Origin of the sequence: Prosthecobacter fusiformis, from assembly GCF_004364345.1 — a bacterium.
Lineage (GTDB): Bacteria > Verrucomicrobiota > Verrucomicrobiia > Verrucomicrobiales > Verrucomicrobiaceae > Prosthecobacter > Prosthecobacter fusiformis.
Window position 1 is genome coordinate 13,604 of record NZ_SOCA01000016.1, and the last position, 24,643, is coordinate 38,246.

General features: G+C 54.8%; 26 protein-coding genes. 12 read left to right on the forward strand and 14 right to left on the reverse strand.

Annotated elements, in window-relative coordinates; all coding sequences use genetic code 11:
* Positions 1-221 precede the first annotated feature (221 nt).
* Positions 222-782, forward strand: coding sequence for a redoxin domain-containing protein (locus tag EI77_RS21955; RefSeq protein WP_133797464.1), 561 nt, complete (start codon positions 222-224; stop codon positions 780-782).
* 85 nt (positions 783-867) lie between these two features.
* Positions 868-2,385, forward strand: a complete 1,518-nt coding sequence (locus tag EI77_RS21960) for an amidase (RefSeq protein ID WP_133797465.1) — start codon at positions 868-870, stop codon at positions 2,383-2,385.
* A gap of 76 nt (positions 2,386-2,461) precedes the next feature.
* Here the strand turns inward: EI77_RS21960 and EI77_RS21965 are convergent, their stop codons facing one another.
* Positions 2,462-3,022, reverse strand: a complete 561-nt coding sequence (locus tag EI77_RS21965; RefSeq protein ID WP_133797466.1) for a hypothetical protein — start codon at positions 3,020-3,022, stop codon at positions 2,462-2,464.
* 584 nt (positions 3,023-3,606) lie between these two features.
* Between EI77_RS21965 and EI77_RS21970 the strand changes: the two genes are divergently transcribed.
* The 5 genes from EI77_RS21970 (at position 3,607) to EI77_RS21990 (ending at position 7,052) form a co-directional block, all read left to right on the forward strand.
* On the forward strand, positions 3,607-3,939 hold the full coding sequence (locus EI77_RS21970) for a hypothetical protein (protein WP_133797467.1): 333 nt from the start codon (positions 3,607-3,609) through the stop codon (positions 3,937-3,939).
* Between the two features lie 58 nt (positions 3,940-3,997).
* Positions 3,998-4,399 (forward strand): VOC family protein, encoded by a 402-nt coding sequence (locus EI77_RS21975; RefSeq protein WP_243839004.1) that lies wholly within the window; start codon positions 3,998-4,000, stop codon positions 4,397-4,399.
* Positions 4,400-4,447: 48 nt separating this feature from the next.
* Positions 4,448-5,287, forward strand: a complete 840-nt coding sequence (locus EI77_RS21980) for a hypothetical protein (RefSeq protein WP_133797468.1) — start codon at positions 4,448-4,450, stop codon at positions 5,285-5,287.
* A gap of 106 nt (positions 5,288-5,393) precedes the next feature.
* On the forward strand, positions 5,394-6,290 hold the full coding sequence (locus EI77_RS21985) for a DUF4328 domain-containing protein (protein WP_133797469.1): 897 nt from the start codon (positions 5,394-5,396) through the stop codon (positions 6,288-6,290).
* 120 nt (positions 6,291-6,410) lie between these two features.
* Positions 6,411-7,052, forward strand: coding sequence for a putative molybdenum carrier protein (locus tag EI77_RS21990; protein ID WP_133797470.1), 642 nt, complete (start codon positions 6,411-6,413; stop codon positions 7,050-7,052).
* Between the two features lie 138 nt (positions 7,053-7,190).
* Here the strand turns inward: EI77_RS21990 and EI77_RS21995 are convergent, their stop codons facing one another.
* Positions 7,191-7,784 carry a L,D-transpeptidase family protein gene (locus tag EI77_RS21995; RefSeq protein WP_133797471.1) on the reverse strand — a complete coding sequence of 198 codons (594 nt, stop codon included), beginning with the start codon at positions 7,782-7,784 and terminating at the stop codon, positions 7,191-7,193.
* 110 nt (positions 7,785-7,894) lie between these two features.
* Between EI77_RS21995 and EI77_RS22000 the strand changes: the two genes are divergently transcribed.
* The 4 genes from EI77_RS22000 to EI77_RS22015 all read left to right on the forward strand — a co-directional run bounded on the left by EI77_RS22000 (position 7,895) and on the right by EI77_RS22015 (position 11,639).
* Positions 7,895-8,617, forward strand: a complete 723-nt coding sequence (locus EI77_RS22000) for a sensor histidine kinase (protein WP_133797472.1) — start codon at positions 7,895-7,897, stop codon at positions 8,615-8,617.
* Entirely contained in the window at positions 8,607-9,782 is a 1,176-nt protein-coding gene (locus EI77_RS22005; RefSeq protein ID WP_133797473.1) for a sensor histidine kinase, read from the forward strand. The genes EI77_RS22000 and EI77_RS22005 overlap by 11 nt, the downstream gene beginning before the upstream one ends.
* A complete protein-coding gene (locus EI77_RS22010) occupies positions 9,773-10,453 on the forward strand; it encodes a response regulator (protein WP_341806125.1) in 681 nt (226 codons plus the stop codon). The genes EI77_RS22005 and EI77_RS22010 overlap by 10 nt, the downstream gene beginning before the upstream one ends.
* A gap of 124 nt (positions 10,454-10,577) precedes the next feature.
* Positions 10,578-11,639: a zinc-dependent alcohol dehydrogenase family protein gene (locus EI77_RS22015; RefSeq protein ID WP_133797474.1), complete on the forward strand. Its 1,062-nt coding sequence runs from the start codon at positions 10,578-10,580 to the stop codon at positions 11,637-11,639.
* A 28-nt stretch (positions 11,640-11,667) separates the two neighbouring features.
* Here EI77_RS22015 and EI77_RS22020 read toward each other — a convergent pair whose 3' ends face one another.
* The 5 genes from EI77_RS22020 to EI77_RS22040 all read right to left on the reverse strand — a co-directional run bounded on the left by EI77_RS22020 (position 11,668) and on the right by EI77_RS22040 (position 17,354).
* Positions 11,668-12,795, reverse strand: coding sequence for a Gfo/Idh/MocA family protein (locus EI77_RS22020; protein ID WP_133797475.1), 1,128 nt, complete (start codon positions 12,793-12,795; stop codon positions 11,668-11,670).
* Positions 12,796-12,959: 164 nt separating this feature from the next.
* Complete coding sequence (locus tag EI77_RS22025) at positions 12,960-13,748, reverse strand: succinate dehydrogenase/fumarate reductase iron-sulfur subunit (protein WP_133797476.1); 789 nt, start codon at positions 13,746-13,748, stop codon at positions 12,960-12,962.
* 39 nt (positions 13,749-13,787) lie between these two features.
* Positions 13,788-14,369 carry a DUF6036 family nucleotidyltransferase gene (locus EI77_RS22030; protein ID WP_133797477.1) on the reverse strand — a complete coding sequence of 194 codons (582 nt, stop codon included), beginning with the start codon at positions 14,367-14,369 and terminating at the stop codon, positions 13,788-13,790.
* Positions 14,370-14,674: 305 nt separating this feature from the next.
* Complete coding sequence (locus tag EI77_RS22035; RefSeq protein ID WP_133797478.1) at positions 14,675-16,591, reverse strand: fumarate reductase/succinate dehydrogenase flavoprotein subunit; 1,917 nt, start codon at positions 16,589-16,591, stop codon at positions 14,675-14,677.
* 49 nt (positions 16,592-16,640) lie between these two features.
* Positions 16,641-17,354, reverse strand: a complete 714-nt coding sequence (locus tag EI77_RS22040) for a succinate dehydrogenase cytochrome b subunit (RefSeq protein ID WP_133797479.1) — start codon at positions 17,352-17,354, stop codon at positions 16,641-16,643.
* Positions 17,355-17,548: 194 nt separating this feature from the next.
* On the opposite strand from EI77_RS22040, the gene EI77_RS22045 reads away from it, so the two are divergent.
* On the forward strand, positions 17,549-17,950 hold the full coding sequence (locus EI77_RS22045; RefSeq protein ID WP_133797480.1) for a peptide chain release factor family protein: 402 nt from the start codon (positions 17,549-17,551) through the stop codon (positions 17,948-17,950).
* A gap of 17 nt (positions 17,951-17,967) precedes the next feature.
* Here EI77_RS22045 and EI77_RS22050 read toward each other — a convergent pair whose 3' ends face one another.
* The 7 genes from EI77_RS22050 to EI77_RS22080 form a co-directional block, all read right to left on the reverse strand.
* Positions 17,968-18,651 (reverse strand): ABC transporter ATP-binding protein, encoded by a 684-nt coding sequence (locus tag EI77_RS22050; protein WP_133797481.1) that lies wholly within the window; start codon positions 18,649-18,651, stop codon positions 17,968-17,970.
* Between the two features lie 141 nt (positions 18,652-18,792).
* Complete coding sequence (locus tag EI77_RS22055; RefSeq protein ID WP_133797482.1) at positions 18,793-19,122, reverse strand: hypothetical protein; 330 nt, start codon at positions 19,120-19,122, stop codon at positions 18,793-18,795.
* 74 nt (positions 19,123-19,196) lie between these two features.
* Positions 19,197-20,825, reverse strand: coding sequence for a hypothetical protein (locus EI77_RS22060; protein WP_133797483.1), 1,629 nt, complete (start codon positions 20,823-20,825; stop codon positions 19,197-19,199).
* Between the two features lie 120 nt (positions 20,826-20,945).
* Positions 20,946-21,827, reverse strand: a complete 882-nt coding sequence (locus tag EI77_RS22065) for a sugar phosphate isomerase/epimerase family protein (RefSeq protein WP_133797484.1) — start codon at positions 21,825-21,827, stop codon at positions 20,946-20,948.
* A gap of 91 nt (positions 21,828-21,918) precedes the next feature.
* Complete coding sequence (locus tag EI77_RS22070; RefSeq protein WP_133797485.1) at positions 21,919-23,013, reverse strand: SPFH and helix-turn-helix domain-containing protein; 1,095 nt, start codon at positions 23,011-23,013, stop codon at positions 21,919-21,921.
* Between the two features lie 74 nt (positions 23,014-23,087).
* Positions 23,088-23,597 (reverse strand): hypothetical protein, encoded by a 510-nt coding sequence (locus EI77_RS22075; RefSeq protein WP_133797486.1) that lies wholly within the window; start codon positions 23,595-23,597, stop codon positions 23,088-23,090.
* A 115-nt stretch (positions 23,598-23,712) separates the two neighbouring features.
* On the reverse strand, positions 23,713-24,516 hold the full coding sequence (locus EI77_RS22080) for an alpha/beta fold hydrolase (RefSeq protein WP_133797487.1): 804 nt from the start codon (positions 24,514-24,516) through the stop codon (positions 23,713-23,715).
* Positions 24,517-24,643 lie beyond the last annotated feature (127 nt).

A 24,643-nucleotide genomic window follows, 5' to 3' on the forward strand; every position in this document is an offset into this window, starting at 1 on the left:
TTAGTGAGAGAGTGGGATTTGCGTTAACTCGATGCAGCAGGAAGCGCGCCGATATGGTTTGCATAGTGCAGGAGAGGGGGACCGTCAACTGGCGGGTTTGGAACTCCGGAACAGTGGTTGAGCCGGCAGGAGGGGGAAAAGTCTGAATTTTCCTCCTCACGGACTGCTGGTGAAGGCACTCGGAAAGATTGCGCTTTGCTGCCACCGTTTTACCCGTCCCAATGAAGCTCCTCACCTCCCTGCTGTGTCTGTTCTATTCGTTCGGCCTTTTTGCGGCTGAGCCACCGCTGGAACTCCAGGGTACCGACGGGAAGATGCACACACCCTTGGCCGCAGGTGATAAAAAGGCCATCGTACTGTTTTTCGTCTCTCCGTTTTGCTCCACCACCCGTCCTTTCATGCCGGAGATCAATGCCATAGCTGCGGATTACTCGGACCGCGCGGCGTCGTATCTGGTGCACTCGGATTCTGAAATCACCGTGGAAGTGGCCCTCCAGCATGCGGATATGGCTGCGGTGAAAACGACCGTACTTGTGGACAAGGATCAGCGGCTGGCCAGGCAGGTGCAGGCTACCGTCACGCCAGAGGCGGTCATCCTTTCCCCCGCAGGCACCGTGCTTTATAAAGGCCGCATCAACGATCTGTACTTGGGACCGACCAAGCGCCAGCGTGCCGCCTCAACGAAGGAGCTCCGTGATGCTCTGGACGCCGTGCTGGCAGGAACAGAGGTGACAACTCCCCATCCTGAAGCCCAGGGATGCAAAATCGGCGGCCTCAAATAGCCTGGGGCGTATATTCGGGACGTTTTAAAAGTGTGCGTCAGGCTTGACGTCCCTGACTGGAATTTGAGATGCTGGGTTAACAAACATGATTAACCGGCGCGTATTCATCGGCTCAGGCCTGGCTGTTCTGACAGGCTGCCGTCGAGACGAGGCCATTCCCAGCGGTCAGCAATTCACCATTGCTGAGCTGTCGCAGCAAATTCATCAGGGCAGCCTCAGCGCGGACAGCGTCTTGAAGCATTATCTGCACCGCATCAAAACCCTGGACCAAAGCGGACCTCGATTGCGGTCAATCATCGAGCTCAATCCAGATGTGGGTGCCGCAACGGGCAAAGGTCCCCTTCAGGGCATCCCCATCTTGATCAAGGACAACATCGAGACGGCAGATGCCATGGAAACCACCGCAGGCTCTCTGGCTCTTTTAGGTGCCCCAAAGCCTAAGCAGGATGCCACGGTGGTCAAACGTCTGCGTCAGGCTGGAGCCACCCTTCTGGGCAAGACGAATCTGAGCGAGTGGGCCAACATCCGCTCCCCAAATTCCACCAGCGGCTGGAGCGCGCGCGGCGGTCTAACCATGAATCCGCATAACTTGGCACACAGTGCCAGCGGATCCAGCAGCGGCTCCGCCGTGGCGGTGGCGGCTGGGCTTTGTGCAGCCGCGATTGGCACGGAGACGAACGGTTCCATCGTCAGTCCCGCCAGCGCCTGTGGCATCGTCGGGCTGAAGCCCACGGTCGGTCTCATCAGCCGTGCAGGCATCATCCCTATTACCCGTTGGCAGGATACCCCTGGCCCCATGACCCAGACCGTGTGGGATGCGGCCCTGCTGCTGAATGTCCTGGCCGGGAAGGATGACCGGGATCCCTACACCGCCAAGGCTCAGGTGGAAAATGACTATACGTTTAACCTCATTCCAGATGGCTTGAAAGGGAAGCGTCTCGGCGTGCTGCATTCTCACAGTGGTAAAAACCGCAAGGTGAAGAAGCTCTTCGCGCAGACTTTAGAAAAGCTCTCTGCCGCAGGAGCTATCCTGGTTGAAGGCGTCACCATCCCTCATCATCGTGAATCCGACTCCGCAGCCTGGGTGGCCATGCTCACGGAGTTTCGCCAGGACCTGAACCAGTATCTAGCGGGGCGCGGTGGTGTGGTGAAGTCATTGGCGGAACTCATCGCGTATAACGAAGAGTTTCGTGAGCAGGAGATGGTGCATTTTAACCAGGAGTTTTTCATCGAGGCCGAAACCCGCGGAACTCCCGAGCATCTGGCCAAAGCTGAAGAACTGCGCAAGCTGGCCCTTCGTCTGGCAGGACCGGAAGGCCTGGATGCCGCGCTGAAAAAAGATTCCCTGGATGCCCTCATCTGCCCCACCAATGATCCTTCGGGTCGCATTGATCTGGGCATGGGGGATGCCAATGACCGTGTCTTTGGCTCCACTGCCGCCGTGTCCGGGTATCCCCACCTCACCGTGCCGATGGGCATGGTAGCAGATTTACCCATCGGCCTCTCCTTCATCGGTAGCGCCTGGTCAGAGGCCCTGCTTTTGCAACTGGGCCACGCTTATGAACAGGTGCGTGAGTTTGAGCCGGTAAAGCTCTTTGGATAAAGATATATCTCTTTGTTAGGTCCAGCGGGCGGGCAAATGAGCGGGCCATCGGGAGACATGGGCGACGCCCTCAATACTACGCCGTCGCGGCAAGCTCATTCCGTGCCAGCCGTCCTCTTTGCCCATGCAAACCAGTCTGATGACGGGAGGGGTATAACGGATGGTGTGTCGGCAGGTTTCGGGGCGTCTGCGGCTGAAAATGCAGGCTGCCTATACGGATCTGCCGATGTGCAGTGGCTCGCAGCGTCTGTTGCCCCAGCTTCCTCAGCACCTGATGAAGCTGGACCAGGGTGATGCAGCTATCGGCCACCAACGCCATTCCAAAGGGCATGAGATGAACTTCCTGGGTGCTGGCCCGGCGTGCGAGGATGCCCTGCACATCCAGTCTGAAAGGACCGTTGTGGCCCTGGTCGCTCTTAACATCAATCTGGAGAGTGATGTGCTGCTCCTCGCCACCGGCACTTGATGGCATGACGGGAGGCATCTCTGCTGAAATCTGAAAATCGGCTGGCAGGCTGGCAAGCGCCATTTCAATGTCAGGACGCATGCGTCGTTTCGGCGCCACTGTATCCTCATAGTGACGGAGCAGATGATGTTTCAAAAGAATGCCGAAGCAGGAGATTCGCACGGTGGACATGATTCGGGGGAAGTTGGGTAGCCAAAGATTATGGGCGATGTTTTCATTGCCACAGTTCCGCCACGGGAGGAGCCTCAGCGTTACATGGCCGGGCAGTGGATGCGCTGGACTGCGGGAATTGATGAGGACCCTGAAGAAGTTGCAGCCCCTCATCCCCAGATGAGGGGCTGCTTCCCCTATGGCCTTTGCCTGGTCAAGGCCCTGCATTGCAGGGCGCTTGTCTAACGCCCGCACCAGACAAAAGATGGAAAGGCGAAATCGCCGTGTAGCCGGGATGGCTCGTTGGAGACCGGTGCGGGCAGCTTCGCTGCGCGAGGACGGCAGGGCTGGCTGGCCGTGCCTGGAATTTGCCTGTAGTGGCGGTAGGGAGCGTGGTCATGGAGTGACAAGGATGAATTTCTTCACACCTCCCACGGCAATGAGTCGGTCGATGCGGCAATTATGGCTTAATATCATACCGTGTCAATAGGAATTAAAAGTATTTTATTGCCCCTGTATTTCCTGCCTGGCCAGAATGTGACGGCCTATAAAACGCGCCTTCATTTGCAGTCGCATCCATCCCTGGCTGAGTGCAACATAAGAGCATGAAAGCCCTTATACTTTTTGGTGTGCTCGCCCTGCTCTCCGCCTGCACCCAGGAATCGCAAAACCAGATGAGCCGCTCTATTCAGAATTGGACGGGAGTCAATGGAGTCCTGGAGGTTTATGCCGGGGAGAAACTGGTGCGGAAATTCATCCAGGTGGATAAACTGACCACAGCCACTGCCACCACGGATGTCGTGTCGCGCCCCTACCGTTTTGGCTACGGTGTGCTGGATGAAAACCTGGACGGCGTGAAGAACAACGGCGAGAAGCGCGTGTACTTCGAGTTCAGTGATTATTCGACAAATTACATTTTCTACGAAAGCCCGCGCTAAGGCTCACTTGATTTGCCACTTCGATTTTCGTGAGCTTGCCTTTTTGTAAGCCTATAGTTTGTCGTTGCTGCGATTTTACTTCATGACCCGGTTGTATGATCACATCGATTTACGTGTCCCGAATCTCCAAGAGGCGACTCCTTTTTACGAAATGCTTCTGCCCGCTCTGGGATTCGATCAGCGTGTGGAAATCCAGGGCTGGCTGCAATTTGAAGGTTCGGACCCTGGCGTGACCGCGTTCTTTGGCGTGACAGAGGATCCAGCCCATGTGGCTAATCAAAACTGCATTGCCTTTTGGGCCAGCAGCAGCGTGGATGTGGACCAGATCGCAGAGGTCGCAAAGCACGCCGGTGCACGTCACATGGAGGGGCCCATGGAATATGAGCCAGGATACTACGCAGTCTTTTTTGAAGATCCATGTGGAAACCGATTTGAAGCCTGCCATCGGGTCAGGATTTAAGTATTCAGAGGGTGGCAGAGTTCCAGCCTTGACCTGCAGGGCTGCCTAATGGAGAATTTAGTGATGAAATCTTGCACGCTTCTGTTAGGCCTGATGTTTTATTCATGGGCGCTACACGCTCAGGATTATGTGCCCGGCAGACATGATAAAGAAGTCATCCGTCTGTTGCAGGAAATGGCTCGGGACCTGCCGCTGCAAACAACGGAATTAGAGACGGTAGCACTCAATTGTAGCGTGGCCAAAAAGGTAGGCTTGACCTGGGATCAGGCAGTGGCAGAAGCGGATGCTCGCTTCGGTAACTTACAGCCTCAGCGGGCGGCTTTTTTGCGGAAATATTTGGAAGTGGGATCCCCAATCGCACATCTGGATGAACTGCAATTGAAGGATTCTGGGCTCTCCACGGGTACGGGCGGGAGCACATCCCGGAGCTTAATGATGGATGAGAGGATAAAACCAGAGATGAAGATTACGGTCTGGATGTCACAGGATTTTTTGGTCGCTCCTGCGATGCTTGGGCTTGAGGAGGTAATTGTGAATGAAACCCTATATAAAGGGCTGCAATTCGACCTGCAGGACCGTCTGCTCTTTGTTGGGCGGGAGTTGCCACCGATGGAAGATGGAACACTTTTACAGTTAACCCAGGGGACAAAGGGCAGCGACGGCAAGTTTTATCATGTGGGGACGATCACCGGCCCAGGGAAGGAATCGGAGAGCATCTGGCTCAATGCGGATTTCACTCTGAGGGAACGGCAGGTGAAAGTGGAAAAAAAGATGCATTACCGCGAATTGTATGAAGAAGGGATACTTCGCAAACGTCAGCATTACAGTACACGCCAGACCAGCGGTGGAACAGAGACTTTTGTGGCACGGGAAGAGACGTTTTCTTGAGCCAACGATACTAATGATCCATCAAGAAAAGGGCATTTGTAGGACGATGAGTTGATTTAGGAAATTTCTCGACAGGAATCGTTCCCGCTCAATAATCGCCGCCAGCATGAGCGCTATTCACATCACCACAGGGAGCGGGCAGTCAAAAATCTATGAGGAGGATCAGGCCCGGGCACTTTGGATGGAAGGGCATTTTGGAGAAGGGACGCTTTTCTGGCGTGAAGGGATGGCTGAGTGGCAGCCAATAGCTATTCTTTTCCCACCCACGGCTGTTTACCAACCCACACCGGCCTATCGTCCCGGTATGCCGCCTCTTCCTTTGGACCCGAACCAAGGTGCAAACTCCGTTTTCGGGGCTCCCAATCAAGGGCCTTATCGGTTCGCCAAAGATCCCACGACCTTGACCAAAGTGTTAAAGGTCTTGCTCTGGCTGGAGCTTGCCGTCGTCGTTGTCAGTTTGTTGAGCGACTTTGCACAGATGTCCATGATCAAGTCTGGTGGTTTTACAGACGCTGAGGCAGAGGCCAATGACCAGCGGCAGGCCATGATAGGTGTCGCTTATTTGGTTGTGTTCATCATCACCGGCATCACTTTCCTAAAATGGATTTATCGTGCCAATGTGAATTGTCGCGGATTTGGTGCCCAAAACATGGAGTTCACACCCGGCTGGTCGGTAGGTTGGTACTTCATTCCATTTTTAAACCTTGTTAGGCCGTTCCAGGCGATGAAGGAGATCTGGAAGGTCAGCACCGATCCTCAACGCTGGCAGATGCAGCAGAGCGCTGGCATTTTGACACTGTGGTGGACGTTGTGGATCCTTTCCAACATCACGGGTCAGATCACTTTTCGCACCAGCATGGCGGTGAACGATCTTCCTTCTCTGGAGGTGGCTACATCAGCCTCCATTGCATCCAACCTTGTGGATGTTCCCCTGACTCTGGTGGCCATCACCCTCGTCAGCCGGATCTACAAAAAGCAGCATGCTCTTACGCAGAGAGTGTGACCGAAAGGGTTGATAAATAAGTTCAATTGAACAGTTGATATTCATCCTGATCCGCATCACTTTTGGATCTTGATCAGACTGTGGAAATCCGCCGTCAGATCAGCTTCAAAAGTGCAATTTATGCGGATCAACACCACCTTAACCATCATTTCCGGCGGCCAAACTGGCGTGGACCAAGGGGCCCTGGATGCGGCCTTGGATCTCGGCAGTCCATGTGGTGGTTGGTGCCCCGCTGGGCGTGTGGATGAGGACGGAATTATCCCTGCACGCTTTCCATTGCGTGAACTGACGCTCGGCGGTTACAAAGCGCGCACGATCCGGAATTTATGCACCGCAGATGGCACCCTCATAATCTATTTTGGTGACCTGGAAGGCGGGACGGAATTGACAGCTTCCCACTGCATAAAAATAAGAAAGCCTTACCGCCTGATCAACGGGTGCGAGATCTCCCCAGAGCGCGCAGCCGTGGTCGCCCGCGAGTTTGTGCAACGCCGACGTCTGCGGAGTTTAAACATCGCAGGTCCACGCGCCAGCCGTCGGCCGGAAGGTTATGCCTATGCTTATTCTTTGGTGAAAGGATTATTGAATCCCCCACCTGCACTGAATGAAAGCGTATCCGGCCGGTTGCCCGCAAAGGCCTTACTTGCGCATCAGGATGAGTATCCCAGCGATGAGGGCAAGCACTGGGACCAGAATACTGGCAGAACCCAAGCTCAATCCGAAGGTGCCAGTGATACCAACGATGATGAGGTAAATGGCTAGAAGAGATAAACCGAGATTGGAAGTGAATTTCATAACTATGACAAGATGTGATTTTTAATTCAGCGGTGCGATCTTATTCGGTGCTGGTTGTGATTATTCTTTCGGGCCGTCCTGGTAGAAGATAGCCATGGGATGGCGTTAGGGCTCAATACTGACGGGTGTACCAACGGATACCGTGCGGAAGAATGCCGCGGCCATGTAAGCAGGCATACCGATGCTGGCGTGCGTATCCGGGTAACCGGGCAGGAATCCTTCATGCAATCCAATACCGTTACCGATGCGCATGAATCTAGGCATGCTGGCCCCCACAAAGCGAGTTCCTTTAGGCCGAGGATCCCGTCGGGTATCCACGTTTTTGTGTACAATGCTTCCAGCTCCATTCACATAATCACCGTACAAGGAGGAGCGGTGCTTGGCGTCCTTTTCCAAAATGCGAAAATTTCCGGTCGCAGGTGACGTCCATTCACGCCCGGTTGAAATAAGGGATACGCCTGCCAGTTCATCACCTTTGTAAAGATAGGCCCTTTTCTTGGCGAGGCTGATTCGCACGGACGGGCTCCCTTCCAGGCTGTCACCGATCCAAAAGGAAACATAATCCGGCGGTGCAGGCTGAGATTGCTGAGCTTTTTTCAAATCTGCATAAGGCTGCGGGTTGACAGCGCAACTGCTGCCAAGAAGTCCTATGGCGAAGAAAAGCGGGAGGGAGCCATATTTGAGGAGATGGAGTTTCATACCTTATCATCGTGGCCCGAGCAGCAGGTGCCGATGGGGTAAACACCCCAGGGCCAAAATGCGTGGCATACTCGTTTCTAGTTAGGATTCTGATTTTCATTCTTCTAACCATGAAACCTTCCCCCGCTGGCGGGCTTGCTGAAAAGTATTTGGCGGCCTTGCACACTCATTTGTCCAAAGGTCCCCAGGCTGGGTTCTTGGCTGCGGGCGAAGTCGGCAAGCTGGCGGTCATTTTAAAGATGGAGACTCTTGGCATGGTGAAGGTGCATAATGATGCGCTCCAGGCCCTGCTTCTGCCTGACTGGCAGGCTACAAAGCGCCAAATAATGACTAATCGCGCGGAACTTTTTTTTGCGGAGGCTATTCGCGGGATTGAGAGTACACATCCGGCTGCGCAGAAGAGTAATGCCGACTTGAAAGACCTGAATGGGGAACTGGCACAGTGCATCCTGAACCTTGCTACCTCCAAGTTGCAACTGAAGGAAGGCGTGCAGCAGCGCAAGGCGGCAGAGAGAGAATTGAAGACGAGCCGCATCCTGGCGGCAAGGCTGCTCAAGGAATCCCAGGCCTTGCAAGAACATCTGCAGGATCTTGTCCGGCAGATTCTTGCTTCCGACGAGGAAGAACGTCACAAGATGAGCAAGGGACTGCAGAGCGAAATTGCCCAGACCCTGCTTTCCATTCACGTCCGGCTGCTGTCTCTAGACAAAGAACTTTCCATCAATGACGAGGAGTTTGAGAAAGCCATGTCTGTGACCCAAGGATTGGTGAAGGACTCGGTCACCATCATTAACCGTTTTGTCCGGGAATACGGCGTCGTGTATGAAAACTAAACCTCATTCCCGACTGCCAGGATATCTGCCCGCCTTGCGCAAGCATCTGGTAGAAACGCAAGCTCATAGCCTTGAGTCCGCGCGGAGGCAGGGATTGCGCGCTGTTAAGCTCGGCCTGGAAACCCTGGATTTGGCCAGGATCCATGAAGACGCATTGATCAGCCTCGTTCTCCCGAAAGCCTCTGCTCGGAATCTGGACCAAAGGTCGAAACGTGCAGGCGCTTTTTTTGCTGAGGCCATTGCCCCCATTGAAGAAACGCATCGTGGTGCACGTGATGCCAATGCTCAGCTAAAACGCACTATCGAAACCCTGACCCTGCGGACGGTAGAATTGGCCAATACTAACCAGGAATTAAAAAAAGAAATCATTCAGCGGAGAGCGGTGGAGGATTCCCTTCGCACTAGTGAAAAGACCTCCAGCCAATTGTTGGAAAAATCGCGTCATCTTCAGGAGGAACTGCGGCATCTCTCACGCCAGCTTTTGTCTGCCCAAGAGCAAGAGCGAAAAAGGATCAGCCGCGAGTTGCATGATGTCGTGGCGCAGACCCTCGCCAGCATCAACCTCCGGCTGGCCGGCCTGCAAACTCTGAATACGGCTAACATTAAAGAGATGCGCCAGAAGATTGTGGTGACCCAGCGGCTGGTGGCCAAATCCGTGGACATCGTGCATCGCTTCGCCCGTGATTTGCGCCCGGCAATGTTGGATGATCTTGGCCTCATCCCTGCCCTTCAGTCATCCATGAAAGGCTTCATGGAAAGGACTGGGATCCGCGTAGAACTCACAACCTTCGCCGGGGTAGAACAGCTCAGCAGCGTCACCCGTACTATGCTGTACCGGGTGGCTCAGGAAGCTCTGGCTAACATAGCCCGCCACTCGAAAGCTAGTCGCGCAACGGTTATCATTCGCAAAGCCAGGCACAGCATTCAGATGGAGATTCATGATAACGGCCAGGGCTTCAAGGTGGAAGGCGCCGTATTCGCCCGGAGCAGCAAGGGGCTGGGTTTGTTAGGCATGCGAGAGCGGGTGGAAATGGTCGGAGGTACCTTTTGTGTAAAGTCGGAACTGGGAAAAGAAACCACACTGTTGGTGGAGATTCCTCACAGCATTCGTGCTGGCAGGATCGCGAAAAAGAAAACCCCTAACCTTTCCCTCAAATGCCCATAGAACGAATAACCGTGTTGCTGGCAGAAGACCACACCATCGTCCGGCAAGGACTACGGGCGCTTCTGGAACTGGAAGGTGACATGCGAGTCATCGGCGAGGCTGAAAACGGACGCCAAGCGGTGGAACTGACTCGCAAACTTTCCCCGGCTTTGGTGGTGATGGACATCGCGATGCCTCTGCTAAACGGTCTTGAAGCCACACGCCAAATTCTTGCGGAGAAACCTGCCACCAAAATACTCATCCTCTCCGCTCACAGTGATGATGCCTATGTAAATCTGGTTATGACCCTGGGTGCCTCTGGTTACCTCATCAAACAAACAGCGGCACGCGTCCTGCCGGAAGCGATACGTAAGATTCATCAAGGCCATTCCTTCTTTAGTCCCAGCATCTCACGACGACTGCTACAGCAGAAATCATCACAGCGAGGAGACCCGAATGTTAGAAAAACAGCCTCACCATTGACCTCCCGTGAAATGGAGGTGCTTCAACTCATCGCCGAGGGGAATGCGAATAAAGAAACGGCAGAAGAACTGAATATCAGCATCAAGACGGTAGAAAAACATCGGCAGTCCCTCATGCATAAGCTCAACATTCATGACACGGCCAGGCTGACTCGTTACGCCATCGCCACAGGCATCATTGAGAGCAGTGTGCAGGTAACAATCATTTGAGCAACCGTTACAACTGCCTAGGTGGGGTGTTCACCCCATTGCGGAATCTAGTGGCCAGAAGCTATCAGATGATCATGAAAACAAAGCTCAACCACAACGAAATTTCATAAGTGAGATACACTGTATGAAAGCACTCGTTTATCAAGGGCCGGGAAAAAAATCTCTGGGGGATGTGCCTCAACCAGTCCTCCAGGAAGCCACGGACGCCATCGTACGTATAACAAAAACGACTCTTTGCGGTACCGATCTGCACATCCTCAAAGGCAATGTGCCAACCGTGGCAGAAGGCCGGGTCCTCGGGCATGAAGGCATCGGCGTGGTAGTGCAGGCAGGATCTGGCGTCGTGAGGTTTAAAAGCGGAGACCTTGTCGTTATTTCCTGCATCACCGCCTGTGGTCACTGTGAGTTTTGTCGCCGAGGGATGTGCTCCCACTGTGAAAAGGGTGGATGGATGTTAGGAAATACCATTGATGGTACCCAGGCTGAATTTGTCCGCATCCCTTTTGCTGATAACAGCCTGCACCCTATCCCCGAAAATGCGAATGAGGAAGCGATGGTGATGCTCAGTGACATCCTCCCCACCGGTTATGAATGCGGGGTGCTCAGCGGTTGTGTAAGGCCTGGAGACAGTGTGGCCATCATTGGCGCTGGCCCCATCGGATTGGCAGCTTTGTTGACAGCCCAATTCTATTCACCTGCGGATATCATCGTGATAGATCATGACGAGCATCGGCTGGATGTGGCCAAAAAACTTGGTGCCACTAGGCTGGTGAATAGCAGTAATCGAGGGACAGTGGAAAAGGCCATGGCGATGACCATGGGCCGGGGTGTTGATGTGGCCATTGAGGCGGTGGGACTGCCGGAGACATTTGAAATCTGTCAAAGCATCATCGCCCCCGGCGGGCACATCGCCAACATCGGCGTGCATGGACAAAGCGTGCCCTTGCATCTGGAGCGGCTATGGAACCAGAACATCACCATCACCACCCGGCTGGTGGATGCGACAACCACCGCGCTGTTGCTCAAATCGGTGGTGTCAGGAAGGCTCCTTCCTCGGCAACTCATCACTCACCGCTTTCCATTTGGCGAGATACTTAGCGCCTACGACATCTTCGCTAAACCGTCTCATGAGAAAGCTCTGAAGATCATCTTAACCAATAGCTTTCCAGAAATGTCGGCAGGATAAAAATGACCTGCCGACATGTTCAGGGGTGTTAAACCGTGAAGGCAGGCAGTTTCACGATCTTGCCTCCGGCCAGTGCGGATTCATGGGCGCAGAGACCTACGCATGTCCAGTTGGCGGATTGTTTGGCATTGGGGAAGGGGGCGCGGCCTTCAATGAGCGCACTGGCGAATTCGTGGGCTAAGTGGGGGTGACTGCCGCCATGCCCGCTCCCTTGCACGAAGCTGAGATGGGTCTTTTTGCCCAGGTCATAAACGCCCTTAGTGGTGAAGTCGCGAATGGCTTTTGGCAGGCGCTTAGCGTAGTCGGGCGCTTTGACAAGTTTGGGGATTTTGTGTTCCGGAAGCTTGGCCGTATGAAGGACCAGCGGCTCGTGTTCGATGAGTGGCCACTCGATAGATGCCTTGTCACCATAGACATCAATGCTCTCCCGGTATTGGCGGGCGGTATCGAAGAGGCTGCGGATCACGCGAGCACTGAGGTCGCTGTCCTTAAATTTCACATGGGCGGTTTCGACAGCAAAAGGGGAGCCGTATTCTTTGACCAGCTCTGGACGGATGGTGCCGGAGCCAAAACAGCTCACGTATTCTGCAGGGGTGCCGGCGAGGGCAGCCACGGGTCCCACACAATGAGTGGCATACCACATGGGGGGCAGGCCGGGCCAGTAGTTAGGCCAGCCATCCATGTCCTGCTGATGGCTGGCTTGAAGGAACTGAAGCTTGCCCAGGACGCCTTTTTCATACTGCTCCTTCATGTAAAGAAACTCGCGGGCATACACCACTGTCTCCATCATCATGTAGCTGAGACCTGTTTTTTTGACGAGGTCACAGATTTTTTTGCAGTCCTCAATGTTGGTGGCCATGGGCACCGTGCAGGCAACGTGCTTGCCTGCCTGGAGGGCTTCGATAGACATCCACCCGTGATCTGGAATGGGGGAATTGATATGGACGGCATCAATCGCCGGATCCTTGAGCATCTCGCGGTAGTCAGTGTAACGGACGTCCACGCCGAAGGCATCACCGATGTTGTTAAGCTTCTTGGGATCACGCTGGCAAATGGCGTAACAAACCGTGTTGGGATGGCGCTGCCAGATGGGGATAAATTCAGCCCCGAATCCGAGGCCGACGACGGCGATGTTGAGCTTCTTCTTGGTGGCCATGGGGTGCCCGTTATAACGGGTTGAAGCAGTAGCATGAAAGGACAAATTTTAGGCCCTATCGGACGTGGCTGAACAGAGCTCTCGGCCCCGATAACAAAAAGAGCAGCACGCTCTCGCATGCTGCTCCTTAAAATCGCCGGGGTTTCACCGGTTGACGTTGGAGATCAGTCCCCGCTTTCGGCACGCTCAATGCCACCACCAAAAGCTTCTTTGACTGCCGCGACCTGATAGTCGCGATTCAGTTTGGTGATCCAGCGCACGCTGATCTCCTTCGGGCACGCAGCTTCGCACTCGTATTGGTTGGTGCAGTTTCCAAAGCCTTCCTTGTCCATCTGGCGGACCATGCCGAGGGTGCGGCGGGCCTTTTCAGGTTGGCCCTGGGGCAGGGAATTGAGCTGGCCAGCTTTGGCGGAAACGAACAGCATGGCACTGGCGTTTTTACACGCAGCCACGCAGGCACCACAGCCGATGCACTCCGCCGCGTCCATGGCCGAGTCAGCGACTTCTTTGCCAATGAGGATGCTATTCGCATCCGGGGCAGCGCCTGTGCGGACGCTGATGTATCCGCCTGCCTGCTGGATGCGGTCAAAGGGAGTCCGGTCCACGATGAGGTCCTTGATGACCGGGAATGCGCGGGCGCGGAAGGGCTCGATCCAGATGGTGTCCCCAGTGCGGAACTTCCGCATGTGGAGCTGACAGGTCGTGGTGGCTTTTTCTGGACCATGAGGCATGCCATTGATGGTCATGGAACAGGCCCCGCAGATGCCTTCACGGCAGTCGTGGTCAAAGGCCACTGGCTCTTCGCCCTTCTGAATGAGACGTTCGTTAACGATGTCCATCATCTCCAAAAAAGAAGCATGATCGGGGATCTCTGGCGCTTCGATGTCCTGGAAGTGGCCAGGCTTGCCTTGGTTCTGACGCCAGATTTTGAGGTGAAGATTGAGTAGGGACATAAACGGGACGGTGGGGGATTTTAAAAAAGTAAGTTCTGGTCAGGCACTGAGGGCTAGGTCAATGTCCTGGCAAATCTGAATTAGATTCAGGTGAATCCATCGGGTGTCGCCAACGTAATACCCGAGGGCTTCATCAGCATGTTCCTGCAGCTGTTCAGAATTAAACAGACGACGTGAAGCAAGGGCCAGGATATCAGACTGATCAGAAGGCGAAAAGCGGGCGATTTTTGAAACGGCCAAATCCAGGGCGCTAAATACTCGCAGATGAATTAACCGATGTTCGTTACCGATGTTTTCCCATTCGACACTAAGTTCACGGTGATCTGGATGGAGCAGAGCAAAGGTATCGTTGTAAGTGGGATCGAGATAAATGCTGGAAGCCGTGTTATCCTGTCTCATGTAACTGACGGCCAGTTGGTCATAAGGGAGTAGCAGCCGTTTGGAGAAGGTGGCATCCACGTCGTCTGTATAACGTGAACCGCAGTAGTAATGAACGGCCATTCCTCCAGCCAGGTACATTTGTACTGGTTCGCCTTCATAACCTCCCCGGCGAAGAATGCTGTCCAGACGATCTAGCATTTCCCCAAGGGCTTCCGTGAGTTCGGGATGCAGGTTATGCATGGAGCAGCCTCCTTTTAAGCATGTTGGAAAAACGAAGGCAGTCAAAATGGACGGACTGCACCAAGGATTCAAAAGAAGGAAGCGGACTCGGAAGAAAACTCTGAGCCAGACGAATCAGAGATTGTTTGTGTCCATACCAATCCACGCCAGCGAGGAATAGGCAGACGGTGGCCATCTCTTCAGCGCTCACAAGCCGTGAATCCAACCAAGAAGATTCCTGAAACGCACTCTTCTGGCGCGCACAGAAATCGAGAAGGCTGGCTTCGGAATCGCGGGTCATTGCAAGATCGGTAGGAGGAATTAAATCACTTGTAGCTGCGGACCGAGAGATGGACTTCTTCGAAGGTGAGCTGCTCTTTGTTGAGGATCGGCTTGGAGAAGTCGCCCGTGTATTCCCAGGCGGCGGCGTAGCAGAAGTTTTCGTCGTCGCGTTTGGCTTCGCCATCCGGATACTGGTATTCGGAGCGGAAGTGTCCGCCGCAGCTTTCTTCACGATGACTGGCGTCCAGGCAGAGGAGTTCGGCGAACTCCATGAAATCGGCCACGCGCCCGGCTTTTTCCAGCTCAGGGTTGGCTGCGGCACCGGAGCCGGGGACTGTGACGTTGGCCCAAAACTCTTCACGCAGTTCAGGGATGCGCTTGAGAGCTTCGGCCAGACCGGCCTTGTCGCGGGCCATGCCGCACTTATCCCAGACGAGGAGGCCAAGTTCACGGTGGAAGCTGTCCACACTACGTTTGCCCTTGCTGTTGAGAAAACGGTTGGTCTGGTTCTGGCAGTCTTCCAGAGCTTTTTTGAACTCAGGATGGCTGGTGGTCACGGAGCCGGGGCTCTGGGTGACCAGATACGGAGCGATGGTGGTTGGGATAACGAAATAACCGTCGGCAAGCCCCTGCATGAGGGCGCTGGCACCGAGGCGGTTGGCACCGTGGTCAGAGAAATTGGCCTCGCCCAGCACATGCAGGCCGGGCAGGTTGCTCATCAGGTTATAGTCCACCCACAGGCCACCCATGGTATAGTGCACAGCAGGGTAGATACGCATCGGCTGCGTATAAGCGCTTTCACCTGTGATGCGCTGATACATTTCAAAGAGGTTGCCGTACCGCTCGGCGATGGTCTTCTGTCCAAACTGGCCAATGGCCTCGGCGAAGTCCAGATAGACACCACGTCCGCCTGGGCCTACACCGCGACCGTCATCGCAGGCTTCTTTGGCCGCACGGCTAGAGATGTCACGCGGGGCCAAGTTGCCAAAGCTAGGGTACTTGCGCTCCAGGTAATAATCACGGTCAGCCTCAGGTATCTGGGATGGGGACTTGCCGATGTCGGCAGGATTTTTCGGCACCCACACACGTCCGTCATTGCGCAGGGATTCTGACATGAGCGTCAGCTTGCTCTGATACTCGCCACTGACTGGAATGCAGGTCGGGTGGATCTGGGTATAACAAGGGTTTGCAAAATACGCGCCCTTCTTATGTGCACGCCAGGTGGATGTAACATTGCAACCCATCGCATTCGTGGACAGATAAAAAACGTTGCCATAACCACCAGTGCACAGCAGCACGGTATCGCCAGAATGAGCCTCAATCTTGCCGGTGACCAAGTCACGAGTGATGATGCCCTTGGCGTGGCCTTCGACGACGACGACCTCCAGCATTTCCATGCGCGAGTACATCTTCACGCCACCACGAGCGATCTCTTTGTTGAGTGCCGAATAAGCACCCAGGAGGAGCTGCTGCCCAGTCTGGCCACGAGCATAAAACGTACGACTCACCTGGGCACCGCCGAATGAGCGGTTGGCGAGGCCGCCACCATATTCACGGGCGAAGGGCACACCCTGGGCAGCACATTGATCGATGATATTGACGCTCTCTTCCGCCAGACGATGGACGTTGGCCTCGCGGGCGCGGAAATCGCCGCCTTTGACGGTGTCGTAGAACAGGCGGTGAACGCTGTCGCCGTCGTTCTGGTAATTCTTCGCGGCATTGATCCCGCCCTGGGCGGCGATGGAGTGGGCACGGCGGGGGCTGTCCTGGAAGCAGAAGCACTTCACCTGGTAACCCAGCTCAGAAAGCGTGGCCGCTGCGGAGGCCCCGGCCAGACCGCTGCCGACGACGAGCACGGTATATTTGCGCTTGTTCTTCGGGTTGATCAGCTTGGAGTCCTGCTTGTGATTGGACCACTTTTGAGCCATCGGGCCGGAGGGGATCTTAGAGTCGAGAGGCATGGCGAGGGAAGGGGAAAAGAACGAGTGGGGCGGGTGATGGATGCCAGGATTATCTGCCGTAGCCAAAGACCAGGATGGCAATAGGGATGGAGCAGTTGCCCACCAGGATGAGCAAGGCGAAAGCCATGCCGGCTTTCTTGATCAACGGCCAAGTGCGATGCGTGGTAAGGCCGAGAGTCTGGAAAATGCTGGCCACGCCATGACCGAGGTGGCTGCAAAGAAGCACCATGGCGATCACGTAAAAGACGGAGGCTGGCCACCAGGAGAAGCCATCAATGACCATCTTGTAAACATTGTGGACGCTGTGGCCATTGAGGTCATAGCTGTAGAGCGCCGGGTTGTTGTATTCATTGCCCACCCGCACGGTGAAGTGCATCAGGTGGTAAATGATGAAGGCCAGGATGGTCAGGCCGCTCCAGATCATGGTGCGTGAGGCAGTGCTAGAGACCTGAAACTTCTGCTTTCCATACGCTTCCTTGCGGGCAGCCCGGTTGGCGACCGTCAGTTGGATGGTCGCGACAACGTGAATGACCACTGCCACCAGCAGGCCAATACGGGCGATCCATACCCCGGCTCCATGGAGGGAGGTTTGCAGCATATGGCCGTATTCATTGATGGCCTCCGGACCGGCAAAAACGAGCAGATTTCCAATCATGTGCCCGAGAATAAAGGCGACAAGAATGATGCCTGTCAGGGCGACAAGGATTTTCTTGCCAATGGAGGAGCTGTAAAATCGGGATAAGGTGTCAAAAACGGCGCTCATGGGTGGTATCTTTTCACCTTGGCAATACGAGCCATTCGTGCAAGCCGCACATCAAATTTTCGTTACTTCTGATCTTGCGAAACGATGTCATTATCCTGCGTTTCAGCAGGTTTCCTCATATGTGATGGGGGATATTGTTTAAAAGTATCCGATTTGAAGGCTTTCCTTTGAATCCACCCCTGGCATTTTTACTCATGTCTCTGCCGAATGAGGAACTTCTTCAAAAGCGCCTGACCAAGCTCCGCATTCGTGAGGAGGACTTGCAGGAGGATTTTGTCCGTGGCAGCGGACCCGGCGGGCAAAAGATCAACAAGACATCATCCACCGTCGTCTTGAGGCATGTGCCCAGTGGTCTGGAAGTGCGCTGTCAGCGCGAGCGTTCTCAGGTCATGAACCGTTACTGGGCTCGCATGGAGCTGTGCGACCGCATGGAGACCATCCAGGCCGAGGCTAAAATGTCTCTGCAAAACGAACGCGAAAAAACCCGCCGCCAAAACCGTCCTCGTCCCCGTGGCCTCAAAAACCGCATTCTAAAGACGAAGAAAAACCGCTCTGGCGTGAAAAAGAATCGCGGCCGCGTGAGTGGGGATGATTGAAAGGAGCAAGCTTAAACTTAGCCCACCAGCATCCCTTCATGCAACTTCAGCGTTCTCCCCATACGGGCAGCCTGGGCGGGGTGATGGGTAACCATAACAAGGGTTGTACCCGTAGTTTGCTGCAGTTCTAAAAGCAGGCTGGTCAGAGATTCAGCGTTCTTTTCATCGAGCGCTCCGGTCGGCTCATCCGCCAGGATCACCTTGGGCTGGTTGATCAAGGCACGCACCACCGCCACTCGCTGGCGCTCGCCGCCAGAAAGCTGGGCGGGTTTCCAATTGAGACGGTCCTGCAAGCCCACGGATTTTAAGAGAGACTCTGCCCGCTTCTGGAGTGTGGCCGCATCCGGTTTTGTCTTCAGTGCCAGGGTCGGCAGCAGTACATTTTCCAGCACCGTGCACTGCGGCATGAGATGGTGGAGTTGGAAGATGAAACCCACCTTTTCACTGCGCAGCGCCGCCAGTTGTACTGGGCTGCTGCCAGCGATACTGGTTCCATCAAAGACGTAATCCCCCTCGTCCGGCACATCCAGTGTGCCGAGGATGTTGAGCAGTGTGCTTTTACCGCAGCCAGAAGGGCCGACGATAGCCACCGATTCCCCCGCCTGAATGGTCAGGGAAACATCACGCAAAACGGGCACCACGTTGCCGCTTCCGGGTTCGCGATAGGACTTCGATATGTGGGAAAGGGAAATCAGAGACATGGGCGCACTCAGGATAGAAGCATGGCAGGACTGTGGAAAGAGGAAACGTCCCGGAACAGCCGGGTGATGCAAGGCAAATGCAGTGCTGAGTCCAATCGGCGCATCTCCATTATACCGCCACACTGCACTCGCCGGCCTACATCAGCGTTTGCGAGGGTGCCGTATCTGTCCTCTGGGCATCGCCGCACGCTTTTCTGCTTGGGCGATGAATCGCGCTTGACGGGTGCGGGCACGTTGCAGAACCCAGCCAAGGAAGCAGATGAAACACAGGACCAGCAAGACATTGCTGGCACGCTCCCACATCAAGCCTGTTAACCAGGGCTGGCTAACTACGGCCTGCGCGGTGCCTTCTTGAGTGGCCACCGCGATCTCAGATGCATCTGGATTGGGATAGTATCTAGACTTCGACCCTGCGATGATCGCGAGGAAAGCCAGGAAGAACGCGGTGCTTAGAAAAGGAAATGCTTTCATGACGGACTATGGACTGTCAGATGATGGAGCAGCCCTGTCTAGCCTGAAAGTAGACTAGACACGTCGCTCAATAGTTAACGAACAATCAGCCAAAACCATGAGGTGCGATCTTTCAGCGTCGTGCCACGCATATCTTCACTCATTAGCGGATAGTCTGCGGTGATCTGGCTGGCGGGTTCTTTTGTGGTCCAGACCTGAAAGGTGATGGGCTGGGTCGCTGGCGTGGCATTACTGGCAGCCACGAGTTTCAGCACGACTTCACCACCCTTCACGGGCACCTCCACATCCGGAGCATGCACCCCGGCGGGTAAGCCTGAGGCCCGGGCAATAAGCGGTTCTTTAAAACCGTTCAGCATCTTGACATTCATTTTTACACCAAGGGTTTTCCCACACTCCAGGATCACCGGTTTTCTTTCCGGCAGAGTCACGGAATAAGTGGGCTTAGGTAGGCCAATTTCCATGATATAATGGTGGTTAGGTCCACCACGGTGAAACTGGTCTTCGACAATGAGCTGATGCGCCCCCTCTGCGGTTGCCGTCCATGCCACAGTGGGATCCGCCTGGTCCCCTTGGTCGATAGAGGTAACGATAATCTGGCCATCCGGCCCTTCTACTTTCAGTGTGGCATCCAAAGGCAGGCCCAATTGCTTCGCTTTGATCCGTGCCTGCATTTTTTCACCTTTCTTTTGGATCAGCATATAGCGGTCCACATCCGTCTTATCAAGGATCCGTCCAGCGGCCACCGTGCCAGATTGGACGGGCGTGGCCTCAGGTGCAGAGTTATTGGGCTCCTTTTCCAGGAGGGGTGGCTTCTCTGTGGTAATGACCTGGATCGGCTGGATGCAGTTCTTGGGATCTATCAGGGTATCATTGCCACTGTGTCTAATTGTGGATGCATCGATAGTTAAGTGGGCTTTCTTTGGATCAAGATTGTAGCCTAACAACTCCACCTCCGTTTTCCCCTGGCGGGCTATAGCCGCAGGATAAACCTGGGTAACGACGGGGCCTGTGCTCAGGTGCAGACGATAAATGGTGTTGCTGCTGCCTGTAAACTTGATGTCCGCCGCCGGAGGGTGAATGAACCCAGCAAGCTGGACAGTAAACAGTCCGTCCTTTTCCGCCTGGAAAGCGAGCATGGGATCCAGATTGCGCCCATCACTCACCGTGAGGACACGCCTACCCTCGGGATCAAGGATGTGCGCCATCACATCCACGGGAGATCCCAACGCATAGGCCTCTACGATTGCGACGAGTGTCTGTCCTTTTTTGAGTTGAACACTGTATCCATCCACATCTCCGCGCTCGCCCAGGCGGGCATTGATGCAGACGGGCAGTTTGGTGATGACCTGCCCTTTGCCAGCTTCATTGTTAGGCTCCGTCTCCGCCAGTTCCGGGAAATGGCCGATGCTGAAGGGGCGCGGCTCAGAAACGCCCTCGTTATTGTAGGCATACACCAGATGAATGCCGGACTGGGCCCGTGCGGTCACTGTGGACTGCCATTCACCCTTCTTGCCAGTCGGTATAAAATGGACCCCGCTTGCCTCTGTCCACAGGCTCACCTTGTCATCCAGTTTGCCTCCCGTTGTAAGGGTGAAGCTGGTCCCAGACTGCCCGCCAGCTGGGAAGAGGGAATCCAGCTTGGGCGGCTCAGCGTGGAGCAGTGGGGCCAGGGAAAGGAGGAGAAAAAAGGGGGCGGTTTTCATGGCATCTGCAGATGCTGGCACCGACCTCGCTAGTGGCGGAGTCGGTTAAAGAGTAAGCAACTACAGGAGTACCTATTTCAAACAAATGACCCCCACTCGCTTCTTCCATGAAAGCGGTCTCTATGCTGCTGCTTTACGTGCTGCCGTGACCAGGCTCATGAAGAGCTTCTTTTGCTCTGCCAGGGCGCTGACAAGGTCCACAGGTTTGCCGCGTGCTTCCAGCAGCACCCAGCCTTCATAGTCTGCTTCCACCAGCAGTTGGGTCAGTTTGTCATAGGGGTAGCTGCCTTGATTGACTTCGCGGATATGCGCCGTTTTGCCCAAGTAAGGCAGCACTTTCGCGAAGTTCGCCTCAATTCCTTCTCCTTTGAGATCATCTGGATTCGAGTTCCAGCACACGCGCACATTATCCCGCGCAGCCACTTCCATAATGGTCTTGTTCTGGCCCAGGTCACACACATCGCCATGCACTTCCAGGCGGATTTCCTGGCCAAACCCCAGCGCGTAATCCCCCAGCTCCGCCAGGGCCTTGCCAATCTGCTCCAGCGTTTTTTCCACCGGTACATCCTTGGGCAGATTATTCGGTTTTACCTTCACTCCGCTGCCACCGATATCATGGCTGAGCTTGATGTACTCCTTGGCGCTGGCGATGTTTTTCTGGAGTTCCGCCGCGTCCGGGCTGTGAAACATGGCATTCGTGCCCATGCCGAGCACTTTGACGGAAGAGTTTTCAAACCGCAGGCGGACTTCTTTCCTCTGCTCAGCATTCAGCGCCGGTTCCACTTTATGAGCATGCTGTACTCGCAGTTCCACCCCCAGCACATCCGCAGCTTCGCAGTTGGTGATGAGTGTTGGCAGATCCCATTCCGCTCCCCACATATACGTCACTAGGCCAAATTGAATGTTCTCCCCTTTGTAGCTCAGCCCGGCTTCCTGCGCAGCGAGGAAACCAGTGGCGCTAGTGCCCAGCAGAGTGGTGAGGAAATGACGGCGGGTATTCATGGGAAGAGATAATGAGGGTGGTAAAAAGAAGCCGGACACGCGGTCCGGCTTCCATGACTTTATACGGCTTAAGTGTGGCCTGTCTTCTGGATCAATGCGCCAGGAATTCATCCAGCGCCGCCTGGGTGATGCGATATTGCGTGCCGATCTTTTTACCCTTGATGTCGCCAGCCTCAATGCTGGCGATAACGTCTCCCTCGCTTACGCCCAGCACCTCTGCCACCTGCGTGGGGGTGAGGATGCCTGCATTAGCCACTGCTGCGGCCGGTGCAGAGTTGGGAAGCTGTGGCGGTGTGGCTCCACCTGCGGCCGGCGTGGCCTGAGGCCCGTTGGCGTTGAAAGCGCCTTGAGCGAACATCTGGTTGGCCATGCCAAACCCCATGGCGATTTCAGCCGCAGCTCCGGCTGGTCCGCCGCCGCCTTTGGCCATTCCTTCGGCCATCTGGAACTTCACATAATCGTTTAGATTCCCCACAGCGCTCATACTGCTGCGCTTGTCGATGGCTGCCTCCACCTCTGGCGGCACGCTGGCATTTTCCAAAAGGAAGCTGGTGATCTCGATGCCATACTTGCCCATCATCGCTGGGTTGATCAGTGGCAGCAATGCCTCCCCCATTTCACTGTAGCGTGTGGCCAGGTCCAGCACCGGCACCTTGGCCGAGGCCAGTGCATCAGTGAAGACGCTGATGATGCGGCTGCGCATCGTGTCGGCAAATTCATCCAGGCGGAAATGATGGTCAGATCCGGCCACTTCCTTGAGGAAGATTCGGGGCTCAATGATGCGAAAATCAAATGTGCCAAAGGCGCGGACACGGACGATCCCGAAGTCCTGGTCCCGCATCATGATGGGGTTGCTAGTCCCCCACTTGTTACCGGTAAAAAGTCGGGTGGTAACGTAATAGATGTCCGCCTTGAAAGGGGATTCAAAACCATACTTCCAGCCCTTCAGCGTGGAAAGGATCGGGATGTTATCTGTCACCAGATCATGCTTCCCAGGCATGAAGGTATCCCCAAACTGCCCCAGATAAACAAACTGAGCGATCTGCGATTCACGCACGATGAGCTGCGCTCCGCGCTTGATTTCCTTGTCCTCATCCGGGAAACGCCAAGAGAGCGTATCGCGTGAGTCGTCCGTCCACTGGATGATTTCCAGAAACTGTCCCTTGAGGTAATCCATGAGGCCCATAGTCGTATAAGTATGTTTTGAGGGTTAAAAATAGCGAACTCTTACAGTCAGAATGAATGCTGAAACCTATCGTCTTAATTGGCTTCGGCGAAATCAGAAACTTGGATATCCATGTTGAGGAATACTTTGCCGGGCACCGTGATGTCGCAGCGGGAAACCTTGCCCGTGACCACCAACTCCGTGCCAGGACGCATCTTTTCCAGAAGTCCTTTAGGATCTTGTTTGATGTAGAGCTGGATGTTCGTATCGAACATGACGCTACCGCAGCGGATGCGTTCACTGTTGGAGTTGGCTCTCCAACCCTGGACGTTCCCCTGCTGCGGGAAGGACCATGGGATGACCTTATCCACCTTCAGTTTGAACGTGGTTTCCTTGGTCACTTCTGCCGCCACCAGTTTGCTGGAGATCTCTGTGGCAGCCACCTGCTTCGTGCTGCCGCGCAGTTTAAGGATGTCTTTTGAGGGGATGTCCTCCAGCACATCCTCCAGTTCACGTGCCTTCGCCTTTTCCGGCGTTTGTGCCTGAATGTTTAGAGTTCCCAACATCAGGGCCAGACAAAGCGGAAGTGAAAAAAGAGTTCTCATGGATTTGCTAGGAGCTGAAGGGGATGTTGTTGAAGGACACCGGTGTGGAATCAAGACTGCATAGACAAAACGCGCTTTAGTGTCTGTCCGTTACGATTCCACACCGACTTTCCACTCAATGCTTCAAAAGCCAGTCCGTCGTGCGCGGATTGAAATCTGCTAGGCATTCCCAGTGGAAAGCATGACCGGCATTGTCATAAAGATGGAGATCAGCTCCAGGGATCGCCGCCGCCACTTCCTCGCCCATCCATTTTGGCGTGAACACATCGTCCTTGCCACCGATGACCAGCGTCGGGCACTTCACGTTCTTCAGTTCGCTGATGGTGTTATGTGTGATGGCAGCTGCGGCCTGCGCTTCCATGGCGTGCACAGGTTGCGGTGCCGCATTGGTGGCCGCATCCTTCAGACCTTGCTGCATGTTGTTCCAGCAGTCATCATTGTCGAACCAGGGCTTCGTGAAGATGAGCATCTGCACATAGTGCATGAAATCTTCCGGCCGCATTGTCGCCTTGCACTTCATCATGTGCTGCCAGGTATAAAGGCCGAAGCGGTCCTGCCGTGCCCAAGTACACATGAGGATCATGCTCTTCACTTTCGCAGGATGCCGGATGGCCAGTTGCTGGGCAATGACCGAACCCAGAGAGCAACCGACGATGCGTGCCTGCTTGATGCCCAGTTGATCCATCAGCCCGGCGTAATCATCCGCCATCATGGCCGAGGAATACGGCCCTTCAGGCTTGTCCGTCAGCCCCACCCCGCGGTTATCCCCCAGGATACAACGGAAATGCTTAGACCATTCCGCCGCATGCGCTTCCCAGACCCCGCCCGGAGCTGTCACACCCATGATGCAGACCAGCGGTTCCCCGCTGCCGCGTTCTTCATAATACATCTGGATTCCGTTGGTGCTGACGTGGGGCATGGATATGGAGGATAAAGTGTTCAGGTAAGCAGGATTCAGGGTTCACCCCTGAAAGGCTCCCTGGATTTAGCGGAAATGAAACGATGCGCCAAGCAAAAGTCTCGCTGAGAATTCAGGCGGCTGAATT